Below are 15,372 nucleotides of genomic sequence, written 5' to 3'. Positions count from 1 at the left end.
CATACCGGTCGCCGCTCGGCAGCCGGTCCCGATCGTTACTAGGAGAACTGATGTCGCGTATCTCGAAGGTGGCCGCCGTCATGGCAGGTACCGGTGCCCTGATCGCCGGCGGCGCCGGCATGGCTGCCGCCGACGCCGGAGCGGACGCCGTCGCGGCCCACTCCCCCGGTGTCCTTTCGGGCAACGCCGTCCAGGTGCCGGTCCACGTCCCGGTCAACGTCTGCGGCAACACGGTCAACGTGATCGCCCTGCTGAACCCGTCGTTCGGCAACACCTGCGCCAACGTGTCCGACAGCCACGAGGACAAGCACGAGGACAAGGGCGAGTACGGCTACGGCCACTGACCCGTCCCGTCGTCACCGGGCCTCCCCGTTCCGCCTGTGTGCGGAGCGGGGAGGCCCGGCCCCGTTCGGGGCCGGTTGTCTCAGACGTACCGGTAGAAGCGGGTGTGGTCCATCAGCCGGGAGGGGGGCACGTCCCAGGGCGGCATCGGCCGGTCGAGCGGGAAGATCCGCTCGGCCTGCGGGTCACTCGCCGGGAGCGCGCGGGCCGGCAGGTACCGGGAGCGCGGATGGGCCTTCTGCCAGCGTGCCCAGAGCAGGTCGATGAATGCGTGGTGCAGCCAGAAGACGGGATCGTCGGGCGACGCGGCGCCCGCCATCGACCCGCCGATCCAGCGGTGCACCCGGTTGTGGTTCGCCACGCCGCGGCCCCCGCGGATGCCCCAGCCCTCGATCCTGTTGCGGAAACCGGTGGTGCTGACGCTGTTCCAGGGCGAGGCGTCGTAGACGGGGTCCTTCAGGGCACGCTCCACCTCACCCGCGCCGGGAAGGGTGACGGGCGAGGAGGGCCGGCCGAAGTTGCGCCGCAGGAAGGGGTCGTCGGTGACCCCGGCGCGGATGGGCCAGTCCCCCCGCCGGTAGGCGAACGGCCCGGTCATCACCTGCCGGTCACCGGGGCGCCCGTTGCCGCCCAGGAAGTCGTCCGCCCAGAGTGAGGCGCCCGCCGTGTTGTCCCGCGTCCAGTCCCAGTAAGGGACGGACACCCGGGGGTCCACGGACCGCAGGGCCTTCTCGAATTCGATCAGGTACTGGCGGTGCCAGGGGAAGAAGGACGGCGTCATGTGCGCGGGCCGCGGGCCGCTCTCGCTGTCCGTGACGTAGTACTGCCGGTGCAGGGCGACGAATTCGTCGTAGCGGCCGGAGCGTTTGAGTTCGAGGATCGCGTCGACGAGTCGTTTCTTCTCCGTGCGCGTGAGGTCGCGCTGATTCTTTCGGCTGTACACGTGACCGTCCTCGGGCTCAGATGGTGTGCGGGGAGGCGGCGGACAGCTGGGCCCCGCCGAGTTCGTCGACTGCCGCGCGGGCCGTCTCGAGAAGGGTCGGGAACGACTCGTAGTGGTTGACGGCGCTGAGGTAGCTGCCGTCCGCCCTCCGCATCACGTGCAGTGGCATCCCGTCGACCCGGACGTCGATGCCGGGCACCGCGGCCACCGTCCCGGCCGCGCCCGGTCCGTGCTGCGCCCCGGCGGGCACCACGACCGTGGCCGTGCCCTGGATCTCCCTGCCCCTGTAGACCTCGGAGAACCGTTCGGGTCCGACGGCGTCGCGCCCGGGGACGGGGCCGGCCGGCTCCGCGCCGTGGAGGACGACGGGGGCGAGCGCGGCGCCCGTGCCGGCGATCACCGCCGCGGTGAAGGCGGTGCGCAGCACGGCCCGGCGGCCCGGCCCCGGGGCGCCGGACGGCTCCTGCTTCGTTCCGTTGCTCGGCTTCATGGTGGGTGTACCTCCCTCTCGTCCGCTCCTGCGAGATGTCTCGCTCGAGTGGGCAACGAGGCACGGCACGTTCGGTTCTGATCACTGGGCCATCGGGCGACCGTGGGAATTCTCCGACCGCTCCGGCCGTGTCGGGCGCCGCGCGCCGCGCACCGGGACAGCATGGCGGTCCGAGCACCCGGAGGTCGTACATGAACGCGCTGACGCACCAGACGCCCACGGACCTCGCGGGAGGGGACGTCTCCACCGACCTGGCCGACCCCGCGTTCTGGCGGCTGCCGCGGGATCGGCGGCTGGCCGCGTTCGCCCTGCTGAGGGAGGCCGGCGGGCCGGTCCGGTTCGCCCCCAGGACCGGTTCACGCACGCCTTTCCACGCGCTGGTGACACACGCCGACGTGAAGGCCGCCAGCCGGCAGCCGCAGCTCTTCGCCAGCGCGCCCGGGGTGACCATGCCGGAACCGGCGCCCTGGGCGAAGGCGGTGTTCGGCAACTCCATGGTCAACATGGACGGCGCGGAGCACGCCGGGCTGCGCAGGACCATCTCCCGCGCGTTCACCCCCCGGCTGCTGGCCGCCGCCGAGGAGAACATCGACTCGGTCGCCCGCCGCCTGGTGGACGAGATGGCCGTGGACGGCCCCGGGGACTTCATGCGTTCGGCGGGCGCCCGTATGCCGTTCGAGGTGATCTGCGACCTGATGGGTGTCCCGGAGCGCCACCGGGCGGACATCTCCGCGCGCGTCGACGGCGCCTCGGAGTACGTCGGTGTGCAGCGGCGCGGCCGGGCCCGGCTGCGGATCCCCGGTCGGGGTCTGCGCTCGCTCGCCCGTATGCAGCTGGACATGGCGGGCATCGCCCGGGAGCGGCGCCGCGCCCCCGCGGACGACGTGATCTCGGCGCTCGTCCGCGCGGACGTGGGCGGGCGTTCCCTGTCCTCGCGTGAACTCGGCGCGTTCTTCTCACTGCTGCTCGTGGCGGGCGTGGAGACCACTCGGAACGCGATCGCCCACGGGATGGTCCTGCTGAGCACTCACCCCGGTCAGCGGGCCCTGCTGGAGTCCGACTTCGACCGCTACGCCGACGGGGCGGTGGAGGAGATCGTGCGCCATTCGACCCCCATCATCCAGTTCCGCCGGACCGTGGCCGCGGAGTGCGAGCTCGGCGGCCACTCCTTCCTGCCCGGGGAGAAGGTCGTGCTCCTCTACGCGTCGGCGAACCGTGACGCCGCCGTGTTCGAGGATCCCGACGCGTTCGACATCACACGGTCGCCCAATCCGCACCTCGGATACGGAGGAGGAGGACCTCATCACTGCCTGGGCGCGCACCTGGCCAAACTGGAGATGAAAGCCCTCTTCCGTGAAATGCTCACCCGGCTGGACGGAATCCGGGCGACAGCCGCGCCCGGCCTCGTGGATTCAAATTTCGACAACCGCGTGCGCTCGCTTCCCTTCACCTTCGAGCGCTGTCACCCGAACAGTTCCGTCTGAATCTCCGCGTGTCGCGAATGGACTATCGCCGACGACCCCACCGCCCATTGTTGAATGTTTCTCCTTAAGGTCGAGAACGTCGGAGACCGGCCGCAACCCAAGGAGGAGCAGTGCCCGTGAACCGCCGTCTCATCAATTTCGGTGTCGGCGCGACCGCCTTCTGCCTCCTCGTCGGCGGCGCGGTGCTGGCCGATCCCGGCAGCAAAGACACACAGGCGGGAAAGAGCCCCGCCCAGGGTCCACCGGACGCGGGCGGCACGACTGCCCTCGGCGCATATCTGGACTACGGCCCGAAGGGCGTGCAGCGGATGGCGGAGCTTTCCCGCTGGCTCGGTGGCACTGAGCTCAGGGCCGGGCACAGCTACCTGCCGGGCGACCTGTGGGAGAACATCGAGGGCCGTCCCGGCTTCCTCGCCTCGTGGGCGGCATGGCGGAAGGCCGACCCGGACCGGATGTTCGTGCTCAACACGCCGATGCTGGAGCGGAACGAGGAACGCGTACCCGACGGCCAGGTGCGCGCGCTGCTGCGGCGGGGCGCGGCGGGCGACTTCGACCAGCACTTCGAGAAGCTCGCCGAACGACTGGTCCTGCTGGGCGTGCCGGACACCGTGATCGTTCTGGGCTGGGAGATGAACGGGACCACGTACACCCACCGGTGCGGCCCGGATCCCGTGGCGTGGAAGGCGTACTGGAAACGCATCGTGACCGCGATGCGCTCGGTGCCGGGACAGGATTTCCGCTTCGACTTCGCGCCGTCCAGGGGGCGGGACGCCGTGCCGTGGACGGAGTGCTACCCGGGCGACGACGTCGTGGACATCATCGGGATGGACTCCTACGACCAGCCCCCGGCCAGGACCTTCGAGGAGCAGGTGAGCGAGCCCTACGGGCTGCAGAAGCACGTGGACTTCGCAGCCGAGCACGGCAAGCCGATCTCGTACCCCGAATGGGGTCTGTTCCGCAACGGTGACAACCCCGCGTACATGCGGGGGATGCTGGAGTGGATGGAGCGCCACAAGCCGCTCTACCAGACCGTCACGGACTACTGCCCGCACGGTGTGTGGCAGTGCTCCGAGAACCCCGAATCCTCCCGGTTGTTCCGTGAGGCGCTGAGCGGACTTCCGGACGCCCCCGGGACGTCGCCCGACCCGAGCGGGACGCCGACGGCTCCCGAGCCGGAGATTCCCGAGCCGACACATCCCGCACCGGGCACCAACGATCCCGGGTGGTGCATCACCGTGCCGTTGAGCGAGTGGTTCGGACAGTGGATGGACGACCGCGAGTTCTGCGTGCGGGACTGACCTGACCTCACGGGGTGGTGATACCGGTGCCCGGCGCGAGAGCGCCGGGCACCGGCGCGTTCACCATCCGGTCCAGAGCAGGTGGTTGACGAGCAGGGCGACCGCCGCCTGCGCCGCCAGCCAGCCGCGGCGGCCGGGGTCCGGGAGCAGTGCCGCGGCAGGCATCAGCCAGACGACGAAGGGCTGCCAGATGCGTTCGGTCTCCGCCTTGCTCATCCCGGACAGGTCGGCCACCAGGAGCGCGAGCACCGCGGCGAGAGTGAGCAGCGCCAGCCTCTGGACGGCGGTGGTGGCGCCGGAGGGCAACGCTCGCACGGCACCTGGCGCGGCCGCCGCCGCGCGGCGAAGGCCGGCGACCGTGGCGAGGCCGGCGGCCAGTGTGGTGCAGGCGAAATTGGCCCAGACCCAGTACGAGTAGGGGCGGACGCCTCCGGCCCCCTGGTAGTAGCGCTCCACCAGTTGGTGATACGCCTCCCACCAGTTGAATCCGGCGAGTGTGAAGGCGACGGGAGCGATCAGGGCGCCGAGGACGAAGGGGACGGCCGGACGCAGCGTCCGGGCGAGCACCAGGACCACGGCCGGCAGGACCACGAAGAGCGTCAGACCGTAGCTCAGGTAGCAGGTGAACCCGAACAGGGCCCCGGCGCCCAGGGCGGCTGCTGCGGGGAACCGGACGGTGCGTGTGGCGGCGAGTGCCGTCAGAGCGACGCACCAGGCGGCGACGGCGGCGAAGTAGCCGTCCGCGGATGTGCCGGTCCAGACCGCGAAAGGGGCGAGCACGAGGAACGGGGCCGCGCGCCGGGCCAGGTGCTCGCCCGTCAGCGCGCGCAACGCGACCATGACCGCCGCCGCGGCGGATCCGCCCACCACGATGCACCAGAGCCCTGCCCAGGCACCGCCGCCGAGTCCGACCCTGTCCAGGCCCACGAAGGTGAGGGTGGCCCCCGGCGGGTGTCCGGCGACGTGCGCGGGCCAGTTGCCGGGCGGGCCGATCACGATGTGGTCGGTGAATCCGCGCAGGGCGGCCCCGACGTCGTCGAAGCGGTCGATCACCCGGAGGTATTCGTGCTTGGTGGTCAGCCTGCGGGCGACGCCCCGGTACCAGCCCTCGATCAGGGCGAGCGAGAGGATCCAGGCCACGGAGGACACCCAGCAGCCGAGGAGCAGGCGCCGCCAGGGGAGCCGGCCGGCGACCCGGGGGCCGTAGGCGATGACCGCCACCGCCACGGCGATCGCCGCGGGGGTACCCGGACCGAGATGTGGGTCCCAGGAGGCCAGGAGAGGCGGCCAGTGGACCTGCAGACTGCCGTCGCCCTCCTGGATGACCCAGCCGACGCCCGCCGCGGTGGCCACGAGCACCGCCCCGGCGGCCGCGGCCAGCAGATCCCGGCGCCGGCCGGTCCGGGCCGCGGGCTCCTCGTCCGCGCCGCGCTCCCGCGCGGGGTCGAACGGTTCGATGTGGTCGCTGCGCTGGTGGGTCGTCACGCAGGCACGTTACGCATCCGAAGGGCGCACCCGGCGCTGCGACGCCGCCGCGTCACACAACCGTCAGATCCGGCCCGGACGGCGGCGGGGGTGCCGGGGCCCGCGGAAGGGCGTCAGACTTTCGTCAGGAGTCACGGGCCCCTGCGGACCGGTCACCGGGCATAGCGTCCCCGTATGGGCGACACACATCTCGACGACCCGGCAGGACTCCGTTCACTGACGCTGCCCACCCGGCCCGTCTTCTGGCGCAGCCCGGTGCGCGGCGTGAGGTTCACGGCCGTGCTCGGCGTGGTGCTGCTCGCCGGTCTCACCCTGCTGTTCGTGACGGGGCTGCTGTCGTACGCGGCGTACAACCCCGGTCTGGCGGCGGTGAACGACAAGACACCGGACAAGGGGTGGCTGGGCTTCTACCTCTTCGACTGGCCGACGGGACCACACTGGCTGTACCGCCTGAACCAAGGGGTCCACGTGACCCTCGGGATCGTGCTCGTTCCCGTGCTGCTGGCGAAGCTCTGGTCGGTCATCCCCCGGCTCTTCACGCTGCCGCCCGCACGGTCGATCGGACACGCTCTGGAGCGGGTCTCGTTGCTGCTGCTGGTGGGCGGGGCCCTGTTCGAGTTCCTCACCGGGCTGCTCAACATCCAGCTGGAGTACGTCTTCCCTGGCTCGTTCTATCCGCTGCACTTCTACGGGGCGTGGGTCTTCTTCGCCGCGTTCACCGCCCACACCGTTCTGAAGCTCCCCCGCGCGCTGCGCGTGCTGCGTCACGGGATTCCCTCCGGTGACACGGACGAACTGGCCTCGCCCGACCCCGCCGAGCCGACCGTCTCCCGGCGCGGCGCTCTGGCCGTGGTGGGCGCGGGGTCGCTGCTCCTCCTCCTGACCTCGGCCGGACGGAGCTTCGATCCGCTGCGCCGCACCGCGCTGCTGGCGCCGCACGGCGGCGCGGAACCGGGGACCGGGCCGAACGGCTTCCAGATCAACAAGACCGCCGCGAAGGCGGGCATCGTCCCGGCCGAGACCGGGGAACACTGGCGGCTGATCCTCACGGGCCCGGCCGGGGAGCTCCGGCTGTCCCGGAGGGAACTCGCTGCGATGCGGCAGCACGGGGCGGCGCTGCCCATCGCGTGCGTGGAGGGCTGGTCGACGTCCGACCAGTGGTGGAGCGGGATCCGCCTGCGCGATCTCGCGGTGCTCGCGGGATGCTCCGGCTACGCGCCCGGCGTGCTGGTGGAGTCCCTCCAGCGCGGCGGTTCGTTCCGGATGGTCGCACTCCGCGAGAACCAGGTGCGCGACGGCCGCTCGCTGCTGGCGCTGGGGGTCAACGGTGCGGAGCTGTCACCGGACCACGGCTACCCGGCACGCGTGATCGTGCCCGCCGCGCCCGGCGTGATGAACACCAAATGGGTGAGCCGTCTGACCTTCGGGGAGCTGTGATGAGGCGTGTACGCCGCTGGTACGGGGAAGGCCCGCTGCATCTGGTGCTGATGGTCTCGTCCTTCGCCCTGGCCGGCTGGGCGGGGATGCGACTGCTGGAAGGCGAGACCTTCCGGATCCTCGTGTGGTTCGCCGGCGCCGCGCTGGTGCACGATCTGGTGCTGCTGCCGCTGTACTCGGCGGCGGACCGGGCGCTGCGGATGCCCCGCGCGCGACGGTCCGTCCGGCTCAACCACATCCGTGTGCCGCTCCTCCTGTCGGGCCTTCTCCTGCTCCTGTGGTTCCCCCTGATTCTGGGTCCCGCCGAGCGCTACGAGCCGGCGAGCGGGATGTCGCCCGACAGGTTCCTGGGGAACTGGCTGCTGATCACGGCAGCGCTGTTCGCGCTGTCGGCGTTCTGGCTCGTCCTGCGGACCGTGCGCGAGCACCGGAGGGCCAGGAAGGGACGTCCGTCTGCCTCCCACTGGTCGACCGGCCTCCAGCCTTCGGACCGGGCGTAGCCGAGGAGGGCGGACGCACCGACACGGGCCCAGGGGAAGTGCGGGGCGGCGGGCCCGCCGCCTCCCCTCCCGTCGTCGAGCCGTACCTCCACCCGCTCGTCGACGTCGTGCGGAGCCGCCTCGGTGATGAGCAGCCCTCCTGGGGCCAGCAGGGCCTCGACCCGGCGGAGGAGGGCACAGGGGTCGCCTCCGATACCGATGTTGCCGTCGATGAGCAGGGCGGTGTCCCAGCGGCCTTCACCCGGCAGGGGCTCGAAGACACTGCGCCGCAGTGCCGAACCGCCGAGCGCCTGCGTGTGCCCGATGGCGGCTTCGCTCACGTCGATGCCCAGGGCCCGGTGGCCGCGCGATGCCAGCGCGGCGACGAGCCGTCCCGGACCACAGCCGATGTCGATGACGGTGCCCTCGCTGCGGCGCAGCGCGGACTGGTCCGCGGCGTCGGCGTCCGCGCACCAGCGCTCGACATCGAGGGGCAGCAGCCAGCCGTCCGCGCGCCGCAGGAAGAGCGGCCCGCGGCCCCTGCTCAGTGCGCGGGCGTACGGGTCGGTCGCCCAGGCGGCGTGGCCCGCGCCGGCGGCGGGCGTCACCGTACTCATCGGACCACCGGCCGTCCGAGCCGGGAGAGGGCGGCGGCGAACAGTCCGTCGGGCGCTTCGGCGGCGACCCGCGCGGCGTCCTCGGCGGTGTCCACGTCGCGGAGTTCGGCGAGGTCGCGGACGGTGAGGCCCGCGTCCGCCAGCCGGGCCCGCTGGAGGCCTCCCGTGTACGGGAGGGACATCGGCACCCCGCGTACGAGTCCGGGGTCGGGCCTCGCAAGGCCGAGAGCCCAGAATCCGCCGTCCTCCGCCGGTCCGAACCAGGCGTCGCAGTCGTCCCATCCGTCCGGGGCGAAGGGCGGTGCCAGGTGGGCGGCGGTGATCTGCGGGGTGTCCATGCCGATGAGGAGGGCCGGTCCCGCGCACGCGCCGAAGGCCGCCGCGATGCGCTCGTCGAGTGTGCCCGTGCTCTGCGGCATGACCTCGAACCCCTGGGGCAGCCAGGGGCCGGGACTGCCCTCCAGCACCAGGACGTGTCGCAGAGCGGGCAGGGCAAGAGCGGCGCGCAGGGTGTCCTCCAGTGAGGCGGCGGCGAGTTCCGCCGCCTCCTGCGCGCTGAAGGGCGGTGTGAGCCGGGTCTTGACCCGGCCCGGTACCGGTTCCTTGGCGATGACCAGCAGTGTGGTGGGTCCGGTGGCGGGCGTGATCGCGTTCATCGGCCGGCCTCCGCCCTGACGGCCCGGGGGGCGGGCCGCGCGGGTTCCCGCAGCACCGCGCGCATGTCCCGTACGGCGTTCCAGGTCCCACGCCAGGTACCGGTCACCTTGGACCTGCCGGTCCTGGGCAGGTAGGGCACATCGGTCTCGGTGACCCTGAGTCCGGCGTCCGAGGCGCGCACCACCATCTGGAGCGGGTAGCCGCTGCGACGGTCCGTCAGGTCCAGCCCCAGCAGCGCCTCCCGGCGTACGGCCCGCATGGGCCCGAGGTCGTGGAGCCGCAGGCCGGTGCGGCCGCGGAGCATCCGGGACAGGGCGATGTTGCCGGCGCGCGCGTGGAGCGGCCAGGCGCCGCGGCCCGTGGGGCGTCGTCTGCCCAGGATCAGGTCGCTCTCCCCCGCGGCGATCCGGCGGACGAAGCCGGGGAGCAGGGCCGGGTCGAGCGAGCCGTCGCAGTCGCAGAAGCAGACGTACTCCGCCTCGGCGGCGAGCAGGCCCGCGTGGCAGGCGGCGCCGAAGCCGCGGCGCGGTTCGTGCACGACGGTCGCGCCGAGGGAGCGGGCGATGTCCGCGGAACCGTCGGTGGAGCCGTTGTCCACGACGACGGCCCGCCAGCCCGCCGGGACCCGGGCCAGCACCTGGGGCAGCGCGGCGGCCTCGTCGAGGCAGGGCAGGACGATGTCGGCCCGGACGGAGTGGGTGGGGTCAGCCGGAGAAGTGTCGGTCACGTTGATCACCCTACGGAGCGGAAAGCGACATTTCGGTCTTCGGGTTCTTACGAAACGTGGACGTCGACCGTGTGGCGGCCGGGTGCCCGTCCGCCCGGCCCGACCGCAGTGCCACAGTAGGCGGCATGCAGAACATCTCCTCCGTCCCGGACCCTCGTGTCGCGACTCCTCCCGGGCCCGGGAGCGCCGCGCCGCGCGGCCGCGTGCTCGTGGTGGACGACGATCCGACCGTCGCCGAGGTCGCGACCGGCTACCTGGAGCGGGCCGGCTACGACGTCGAGCACGCGGGCGACGGCCTCGCGGCGCTGGCCCGGTTCGCGGAACGGCGGCCGGATCTGGTGGTGCTCGATCTGATGCTTCCCGGCATGGACGGGTTCGAGGTGTGCCGCCGGATGCGGGCGCACGGTCCGGTGCCCGTCATCATGCTCACGGCGCGGGGGGACGAGGACGACCGGATCCTCGGCCTGGAGACGGGCGCGGACGACTACGTGACCAAGCCCTTCAGTCCCCGTGAACTCGTGCTGCGGGTCGACTCCGTCCTGCGTCGCGCCCGTCGGACCGAGGAGCACCCCTCCGCCGTGCTCGGCGGAGCGGGACTCGTACTGGAGCCCGCGGCACGCCGCGCGTCCCGCGACGGCACGGATCTGGCGCTCACCCTGCGCGAGTTCGACCTGCTGGCCTTCTTCCTCGGCAACCCCGGCCGGGCGTTCACGCGGGAGGAGCTGATGAAGGAGGTCTGGGGCTGGGACTTCGGCGATCTCTCGACGGTGACGGTGCACGTGCGCCGGCTGCGCGGCAAGGTCGAGGCGGACCCGGCCAGCCCCGGTCTGATCCGGACGGTGTGGGGCGTGGGTTACCGCCTGGACCTGCCTGCGGACGGGACGGGGAGCTGAGCCCGTGACCGACATGCTGCTGATCGCGCTCTTCGCCTTCCTCGGGGCGGCCGCCGCCGGGCTGCTGGGCGCCCTGGTCCTGTGGATGCTGCGCCACCGCTCCCTCGCCGTCTCGCTCACCGTCGTCGCGGCGGTGGCGGTCACCGCGATGCTCGCCGGCACCCTGACCGTGGCCTGGGCGATGTTCCTGTCCGCCCACGACCTGTCGGTGGTGACGACCGTGGTCGCCATGGCCGCGGTGGTGTCCCTGGCGACGGCGATGCTGCTCGGCCGCTGGGTCGCCGCGAGGAGCCGGGACCTGACACTCGCCGCCCGCTCCTTCGGTGACGGCGGCACGTTCGACGCGCCCGCCGAGCAGGCCAACGCGGAGCTCGCCACGCTCACCCGTGAACTGGCCGCAACCAGCGCGAAGCTCGAGAACTCCCGCGAGCGCGAGAGGGCGCTGGAGCGGTCGCGCCGCGAACTGGTCGCCTGGATCTCGCACGACCTCAGGACCCCGCTGACCGGTCTGCGGGCCATGTCGGAGGCGCTGGAGGACGGCATGGCCGCGGACTCGGGCCGCTATCTGCGCCAGATGCGCAAGGAGGTGGAGCGTATGAACGACATGGTCGGCGACCTGTTCGAACTCTCCCGGATCCACGCGGGCTCGCTCACCCTCACGCCTACCCGGGTCTCCGCTCACGACCTGGTCGGCGACGCGCTCGCCGGAGCGCATCCGCTGGCGCGGGAACACGGCGTACGCCTCGTCGGCGACCTGGTCGAGGAGGTTCCCGTGGAGGTCGACAGCAAGGAGATGAGCCGTGTGATGGGCAATCTCCTGATCAACGCCATCCGGCGCACCCCCGCCGACGGAACGGTCGCGGTGGCCGCACGGCGCTCGCCGGACGGAGTCGTACTCTCGGTGACCGACGGATGCGGCGGCATCCCCGACGAGGACCTCGACCGCGTGTTCGACACGGGCTGGAGGGGCAACCACGCCCGCACCCCTCCCGGGGGTGCGGGCCTCGGGCTCGCCATCGTCCGCGGCATCGTGGAGGCGCACGCGGGCCGGGCGGGCGTGTACAACGTGTCCGGCGGTTGCTGCTTCGAGGTCACACTGCCGGCCGTCGCAGGCTGATCACCGCGCCGTCAGGAACTACACGACGCCACCGCGCTGGGGCGCGGCGGCGAACTCCCGCATCCCCGCGGCGAAGTCGGTCTCCGGCTTCCAGCCGAGCTCCTCGCGGAGCCTGCGCGAGTCCGCGGTGACGTGCCGGACGTCGCCCAGCCGGTACTCGCCCGTGACCACCGGGTCCGGTCCCCCGTACGCCGAGGCCAGGGCCCAGGCCATCTCACCGATCGTGTGGGGGGTGCCGCTGCCCGTGTTGTACGCGTCGAAGCCGCCCGGCCGCCGGTCCCCGAGCGCCGAGAGCGCCACCGCGTTCGCCGCGGCCACATCGCGCACATGGACGAAGTCACGCCGCTGGCCGCCGTCCTCGAACACCCGGGGCGCCTCCCCCCGCGCCAGGGCCGAGCGGAAGAACGAGGCGACGCCGGCGTAGGGGGTGTCGCGCGGCATCCCCGGGCCGTACACGTTGTGGTAGCGCAGCGCGACGGCACGCCCGCCGGTGGCGCGTGCCCAGGCGGCGGCAAGGTGCTCCTGGGCCAGCTTGGTGGCGGCGTACACGTTGCGCGGGTCTCCGGGCGCGTCCTCCGTGACGAGGCCGGGCACCAGCTCGGCGCCGCAGGAGGGGCACAGCGGCTCGAACCGGCCGGCGTCCAGATCCGCGACGGCGCGCGGCCCCGGGCTCACTCGACCGTGGCGGGGGCAGTCGTAGCGCCCTTCGCCGTAGACCACCATCGACCCGGCCAGCACGAGGTCCCGGACGCCCGCCGCCGCCATTTCCGCGAGGAGGACGGCGGTGCCGAGGTCGTTGCATCCGACGTACTCGGGGGCGTCGGCGAAGTCCTTGCCGAGACCGACCATCGCCGCCTGGTGGCACACGGCGTCGATGCCCGTCAGCGCCCGGGCCACCGCATCCCGGTCCCGCACGTCGGCGACCGTCGTCGTGACACCGGGCGGCAGGTCTCCGGCCGTGCCCGCTGCCGCTCCCGCCGCGCCGTGCGCCGAGGGCAGCAGGGCGTCGAGAACCACCGGTTCGTGCCCGCCGGAGGCGAGAGCCCGGACGATGTAAGACCCGATGAAGCCGGCTCCGCCGGTGACCAGTACACGCATGACTGCCACGCTAGGCCGCCCGGGGCCGGGGAGCGCCGTACGGCACGCCCACGTCACCGGACCGTAAGGACGGTCCGAGGCCCCCTGTCCGCCCGCTGCGACGCGTCGCTTCCCGATCACCGGGGTCTCTTCGATACTGGGAGGCGTACGCGTCTTCACTCCGACGGCCGGTCGGCAGGACCGTCCGGCCGGCGCCGCTCTCAGGAGGAACCGTTGCGCATGCTCATCAACGTGCCGGAGACCGTGGTCGCGGACGGCCTGCGCGGAATGGCCGCGGCCCACCCGGAACTCGTCGTGGACGTGGAGAACCGTCTCGTCGTCCGGCGCGACGCCCCCGTCGCCGGGCAGGTGGGGCTCGTCTCCGGCGGCGGGTCCGGGCACGAGCCGCTGCACGCGGGGTTCGTCGGGCCCGGGATGCTGTCCGCCGCCTGCCCCGGCGAGGTGTTCACCTCGCCGGTTCCGGACCAGATGGTGCGGGCGGCCGCGGCGGTGGACAGCGGGGCGGGGGTCCTTTTCGTGGTCAAGAACTACACCGGGGACGTGCTCAACTTCGACATGGCCGCCGAGCTCGCCGAGGACGAGGGCGTACAGGTCGCGCGTGTCCTGGTCGACGACGACGTGGCGGTGGCCGACAGCACCTTCACCGCGGGCCGCCGCGGTACCGGGGCGACGCTGTTCGTCGAGAAGATCGCCGGTGCGCTCGCCGACGAGGGTGCGCCGCTGGAACGGGTGGAGTCCATGGCCCGGCGCGTGAACGAGGCCTGTCGCAGCTTCGGGGTGGCGCTCAGCTCCGTGACCACCCCCGCCAAGGGGACGCCCACGTTCGACCTGCCCCCGGGCGAGCTCGAGCTGGGCATCGGGATCCACGGGGAACCGGGCCGTGAGCGACGCCCGATGATGACGTCCGGGGAGATCGCCGACTTCGCGGTCCACGCGGTCCTGGAGGACCTGGTCCCGAGCGGCCCCGTGCTGGTGCTGGTCAACGGCATGGGTGCGACGCCGCTGCTCGAGCTGTACGGCTTCAACGCCGAGGTGCAGCGGGTGCTGTCGGAGCGGCGGGTGACGGTGGCTCGTACGCTCGTCGGCAACTACGTGACCTCGCTCGACATGGCAGGCTGTTCGGTGACGGTCTGCCAGGTGGACGAGGAGATGGTGCGGCTCTGGGACGCACCGGTGCAGACGCCCGCCCTTCGCTGGGGCCGTTGATCGGACAGTCCGCCGTGTGAGGAAAAGGAGATCTTGTGCTCGACACCGAGTTCTTCCGTCACTGGATGACCGCCACCGCGGCTGCCGTGGACCGGGAGGCCGACCGTCTGACGGAACTCGACGCCGCCATCGGGGACGCCGACCACGGGAACAACATGAGGCGCGGCTTCGCGGCGGTGGACGCTGTGCTCGAGAAGGAGACCCCGGAGACACCGGGCGCGGTGCTGACACTGACCGGCCGTTGTCTGATCTCGACCGTCGGCGGGGCCTCCGGGCCGCTGTACGGGACCCTGCTGAGGCGTACCGGGAAAGCCCTCGGTGAGGCACGGGAGGTGACTCGGGAGCAGCTGGCCGAGGCACTCGGCGCGGGCGTGGCCGCGGTGGCACAGCTCGGTGGCGCGAAGGCGGGTGACAAGACGATGCTCGACGCGCTGCTGCCGGCCGTCGACGGACTGAGTGCCTCGTTCGGCCGGGCCCGGGAAGCGGCCCGGGAAGGTGCTCTGGCCACCGTTCCGCTGCGCGCGCACAAGGGCCGGGCGAGCTATCTGGGCGAACGCAGTATCGGGCACCAGGACCCCGGGGCCGCCTCGGCCGCACTCCTTGTCGAGGCCCTCGCGGAGGCGGCGGGCACGGGTGACGGCTCGTGAGCGAGGGCGGTCAGGTAGGCATCGTGCTGGTCTCGCACAGCGGGCCGTTGGCACAGGCCGTCGCGGAGCTGGCCGTCGGGCTTGCCGCGGGTGGTGCCACAGCCCCGGTGGCGGCGGCGGGCGGGACCTCCGCGGGTGGTCTGGGGACCAGTACGGAGTTGATCGCCGACGCCGCCAGATCGGTCGACCGGGGCGCGGGGGTCGCGTTGCTGGTCGACCTGGGCAGCGCGGTACTCACGGTGAAGTCCATGCTCGCGGACGGCGACGAACTGCCCCAGGGTGCCCGGCTGTTGGACGCCCCCTTCGTGGAGGGGGCGGTGGCCGCACTGGTGACCGCCTCGGCGGGGGGCGATCTTTCGGCGGTCGAAGCCGCGGCGGCGGACGCCTACGGCTACCGGAAGGTGTGAGCCGCTCCCCCGTCCCCGCACGCCGGGGCGCCCGCACGGCTCCCC

At 72.5% G+C, this 15,372-nt stretch carries 16 protein-coding genes; 9 read left to right on the top strand and 7 right to left on the bottom strand.

Annotation, left to right across the window (positions count from 1 at the left end; genetic code table 11):
• Positions 1 to 50: 50 nt before the first annotated feature.
• Positions 51 to 344 carry a chaplin gene (locus ACGFNN_RS07295; RefSeq protein ID WP_362543694.1) on the top strand — a complete coding sequence of 98 codons (294 nt, stop codon included), beginning with the start codon at positions 51 to 53 and terminating at the stop codon, positions 342 to 344.
• A gap of 80 nt (positions 345 to 424) precedes the next feature.
• On the opposite strand, the gene ACGFNN_RS07290 is transcribed toward ACGFNN_RS07295, so the two are convergent.
• On the bottom strand, positions 425 to 1,285 hold the full coding sequence (locus ACGFNN_RS07290; protein WP_362675449.1) for a tyrosinase family protein: 861 nt from the start codon (positions 1,283 to 1,285) through the stop codon (positions 425 to 427).
• A gap of 16 nt (positions 1,286 to 1,301) precedes the next feature.
• Positions 1,302 to 1,775 (bottom strand): tyrosinase family oxidase copper chaperone, encoded by a 474-nt coding sequence (locus ACGFNN_RS07285; protein ID WP_393553741.1) that lies wholly within the window; start codon positions 1,773 to 1,775, stop codon positions 1,302 to 1,304.
• 191 nt (positions 1,776 to 1,966) lie between these two features.
• On the opposite strand from ACGFNN_RS07285, the gene ACGFNN_RS07280 reads away from it, so the two are divergent.
• Both ACGFNN_RS07280 and ACGFNN_RS07275 read left to right on the top strand, forming a co-directional pair.
• Positions 1,967 to 3,259: a cytochrome P450 gene (locus tag ACGFNN_RS07280; protein ID WP_393553739.1), complete on the top strand. Its 1,293-nt coding sequence runs from the start codon at positions 1,967 to 1,969 to the stop codon at positions 3,257 to 3,259.
• Positions 3,260 to 3,369: 110 nt separating this feature from the next.
• A complete protein-coding gene (locus ACGFNN_RS07275) occupies positions 3,370 to 4,557 on the top strand; it encodes a glycoside hydrolase family 26 protein (protein ID WP_393553737.1) in 1,188 nt (395 codons plus the stop codon).
• A 60-nt stretch (positions 4,558 to 4,617) separates the two neighbouring features.
• Here the strand turns inward: ACGFNN_RS07275 and ACGFNN_RS07270 are convergent, their stop codons facing one another.
• Positions 4,618 to 6,042 carry a hypothetical protein gene (locus ACGFNN_RS07270; protein WP_393553736.1) on the bottom strand — a complete coding sequence of 475 codons (1,425 nt, stop codon included), beginning with the start codon at positions 6,040 to 6,042 and terminating at the stop codon, positions 4,618 to 4,620.
• Positions 6,043 to 6,216: 174 nt separating this feature from the next.
• On the opposite strand from ACGFNN_RS07270, the gene ACGFNN_RS07265 reads away from it, so the two are divergent.
• Positions 6,217 to 7,479: a molybdopterin-dependent oxidoreductase gene (locus ACGFNN_RS07265; protein ID WP_393553734.1), complete on the top strand. Its 1,263-nt coding sequence runs from the start codon at positions 6,217 to 6,219 to the stop codon at positions 7,477 to 7,479.
• 310 nt (positions 7,480 to 7,789) lie between these two features.
• Here the strand turns inward: ACGFNN_RS07265 and ACGFNN_RS07260 are convergent, their stop codons facing one another.
• The 3 genes from ACGFNN_RS07260 to ACGFNN_RS07250 are packed head-to-tail and all read right to left on the bottom strand — an operon-like array spanning position 7,790 to position 9,959.
• Complete coding sequence (locus tag ACGFNN_RS07260; protein WP_393553732.1) at positions 7,790 to 8,575, bottom strand: class I SAM-dependent methyltransferase; 786 nt, start codon at positions 8,573 to 8,575, stop codon at positions 7,790 to 7,792.
• Positions 8,572 to 9,231: a DUF2064 domain-containing protein gene (locus ACGFNN_RS07255; protein WP_362672076.1), complete on the bottom strand. Its 660-nt coding sequence runs from the start codon at positions 9,229 to 9,231 to the stop codon at positions 8,572 to 8,574. The genes ACGFNN_RS07260 and ACGFNN_RS07255 overlap by 4 nt, the downstream gene beginning before the upstream one ends.
• Positions 9,228 to 9,959: a glycosyltransferase family 2 protein gene (locus tag ACGFNN_RS07250; protein ID WP_393553730.1), complete on the bottom strand. Its 732-nt coding sequence runs from the start codon at positions 9,957 to 9,959 to the stop codon at positions 9,228 to 9,230. The genes ACGFNN_RS07255 and ACGFNN_RS07250 overlap by 4 nt, the downstream gene beginning before the upstream one ends.
• Positions 9,960 to 10,084: 125 nt before the next feature.
• Here ACGFNN_RS07250 and ACGFNN_RS07245 point away from each other — a divergent pair, with 125 nt between their 5' ends.
• Entirely contained in the window at positions 10,085 to 10,852 is a 768-nt protein-coding gene (locus ACGFNN_RS07245) for a response regulator transcription factor (RefSeq protein WP_393553728.1), read from the top strand.
• Between the two features lie 4 nt (positions 10,853 to 10,856).
• The gene (locus ACGFNN_RS07240; protein WP_393553726.1) at positions 10,857 to 11,969 is read left to right on the top strand and encodes a sensor histidine kinase; all 1,113 of its coding nucleotides are present in this window, start codon (positions 10,857 to 10,859) and stop codon (positions 11,967 to 11,969) included.
• A gap of 18 nt (positions 11,970 to 11,987) precedes the next feature.
• On the opposite strand, the gene ACGFNN_RS07235 is transcribed toward ACGFNN_RS07240, so the two are convergent.
• Positions 11,988 to 13,067, bottom strand: a complete 1,080-nt coding sequence (locus ACGFNN_RS07235) for an NAD-dependent epimerase/dehydratase family protein (protein WP_393553725.1) — start codon at positions 13,065 to 13,067, stop codon at positions 11,988 to 11,990.
• 213 nt (positions 13,068 to 13,280) lie between these two features.
• Between ACGFNN_RS07235 and dhaK the strand changes: the two genes are divergently transcribed.
• The 3 genes from dhaK to ACGFNN_RS07220 are packed head-to-tail and all read left to right on the top strand — an operon-like array spanning position 13,281 to position 15,327.
• On the top strand, positions 13,281 to 14,273 hold the full coding sequence (gene dhaK, locus ACGFNN_RS07230) for a dihydroxyacetone kinase subunit DhaK (protein WP_393553723.1): 993 nt from the start codon (positions 13,281 to 13,283) through the stop codon (positions 14,271 to 14,273).
• A 35-nt stretch (positions 14,274 to 14,308) separates the two neighbouring features.
• Positions 14,309 to 14,920 (top strand): dihydroxyacetone kinase subunit DhaL, encoded by a 612-nt coding sequence (gene dhaL / locus ACGFNN_RS07225; protein ID WP_393553721.1) that lies wholly within the window; start codon positions 14,309 to 14,311, stop codon positions 14,918 to 14,920.
• Positions 14,917 to 15,327: a PTS-dependent dihydroxyacetone kinase phosphotransferase subunit DhaM gene (locus ACGFNN_RS07220; RefSeq protein WP_393553719.1), complete on the top strand. Its 411-nt coding sequence runs from the start codon at positions 14,917 to 14,919 to the stop codon at positions 15,325 to 15,327. The genes dhaL and ACGFNN_RS07220 overlap by 4 nt, the downstream gene beginning before the upstream one ends.
• The last annotated feature ends 45 nt before the right edge of the window (positions 15,328 to 15,372 follow it).

Origin of the sequence: Streptomyces sp. NPDC048590, from assembly GCF_043199535.1 — a bacterium.
Taxonomy (GTDB): Bacteria; Actinomycetota; Actinomycetes; order Streptomycetales; family Streptomycetaceae; genus Streptomyces.
Note: the sequence above shows the minus strand (reverse complement) of the source record. Positions and strands in the feature narration are given on the sequence as shown.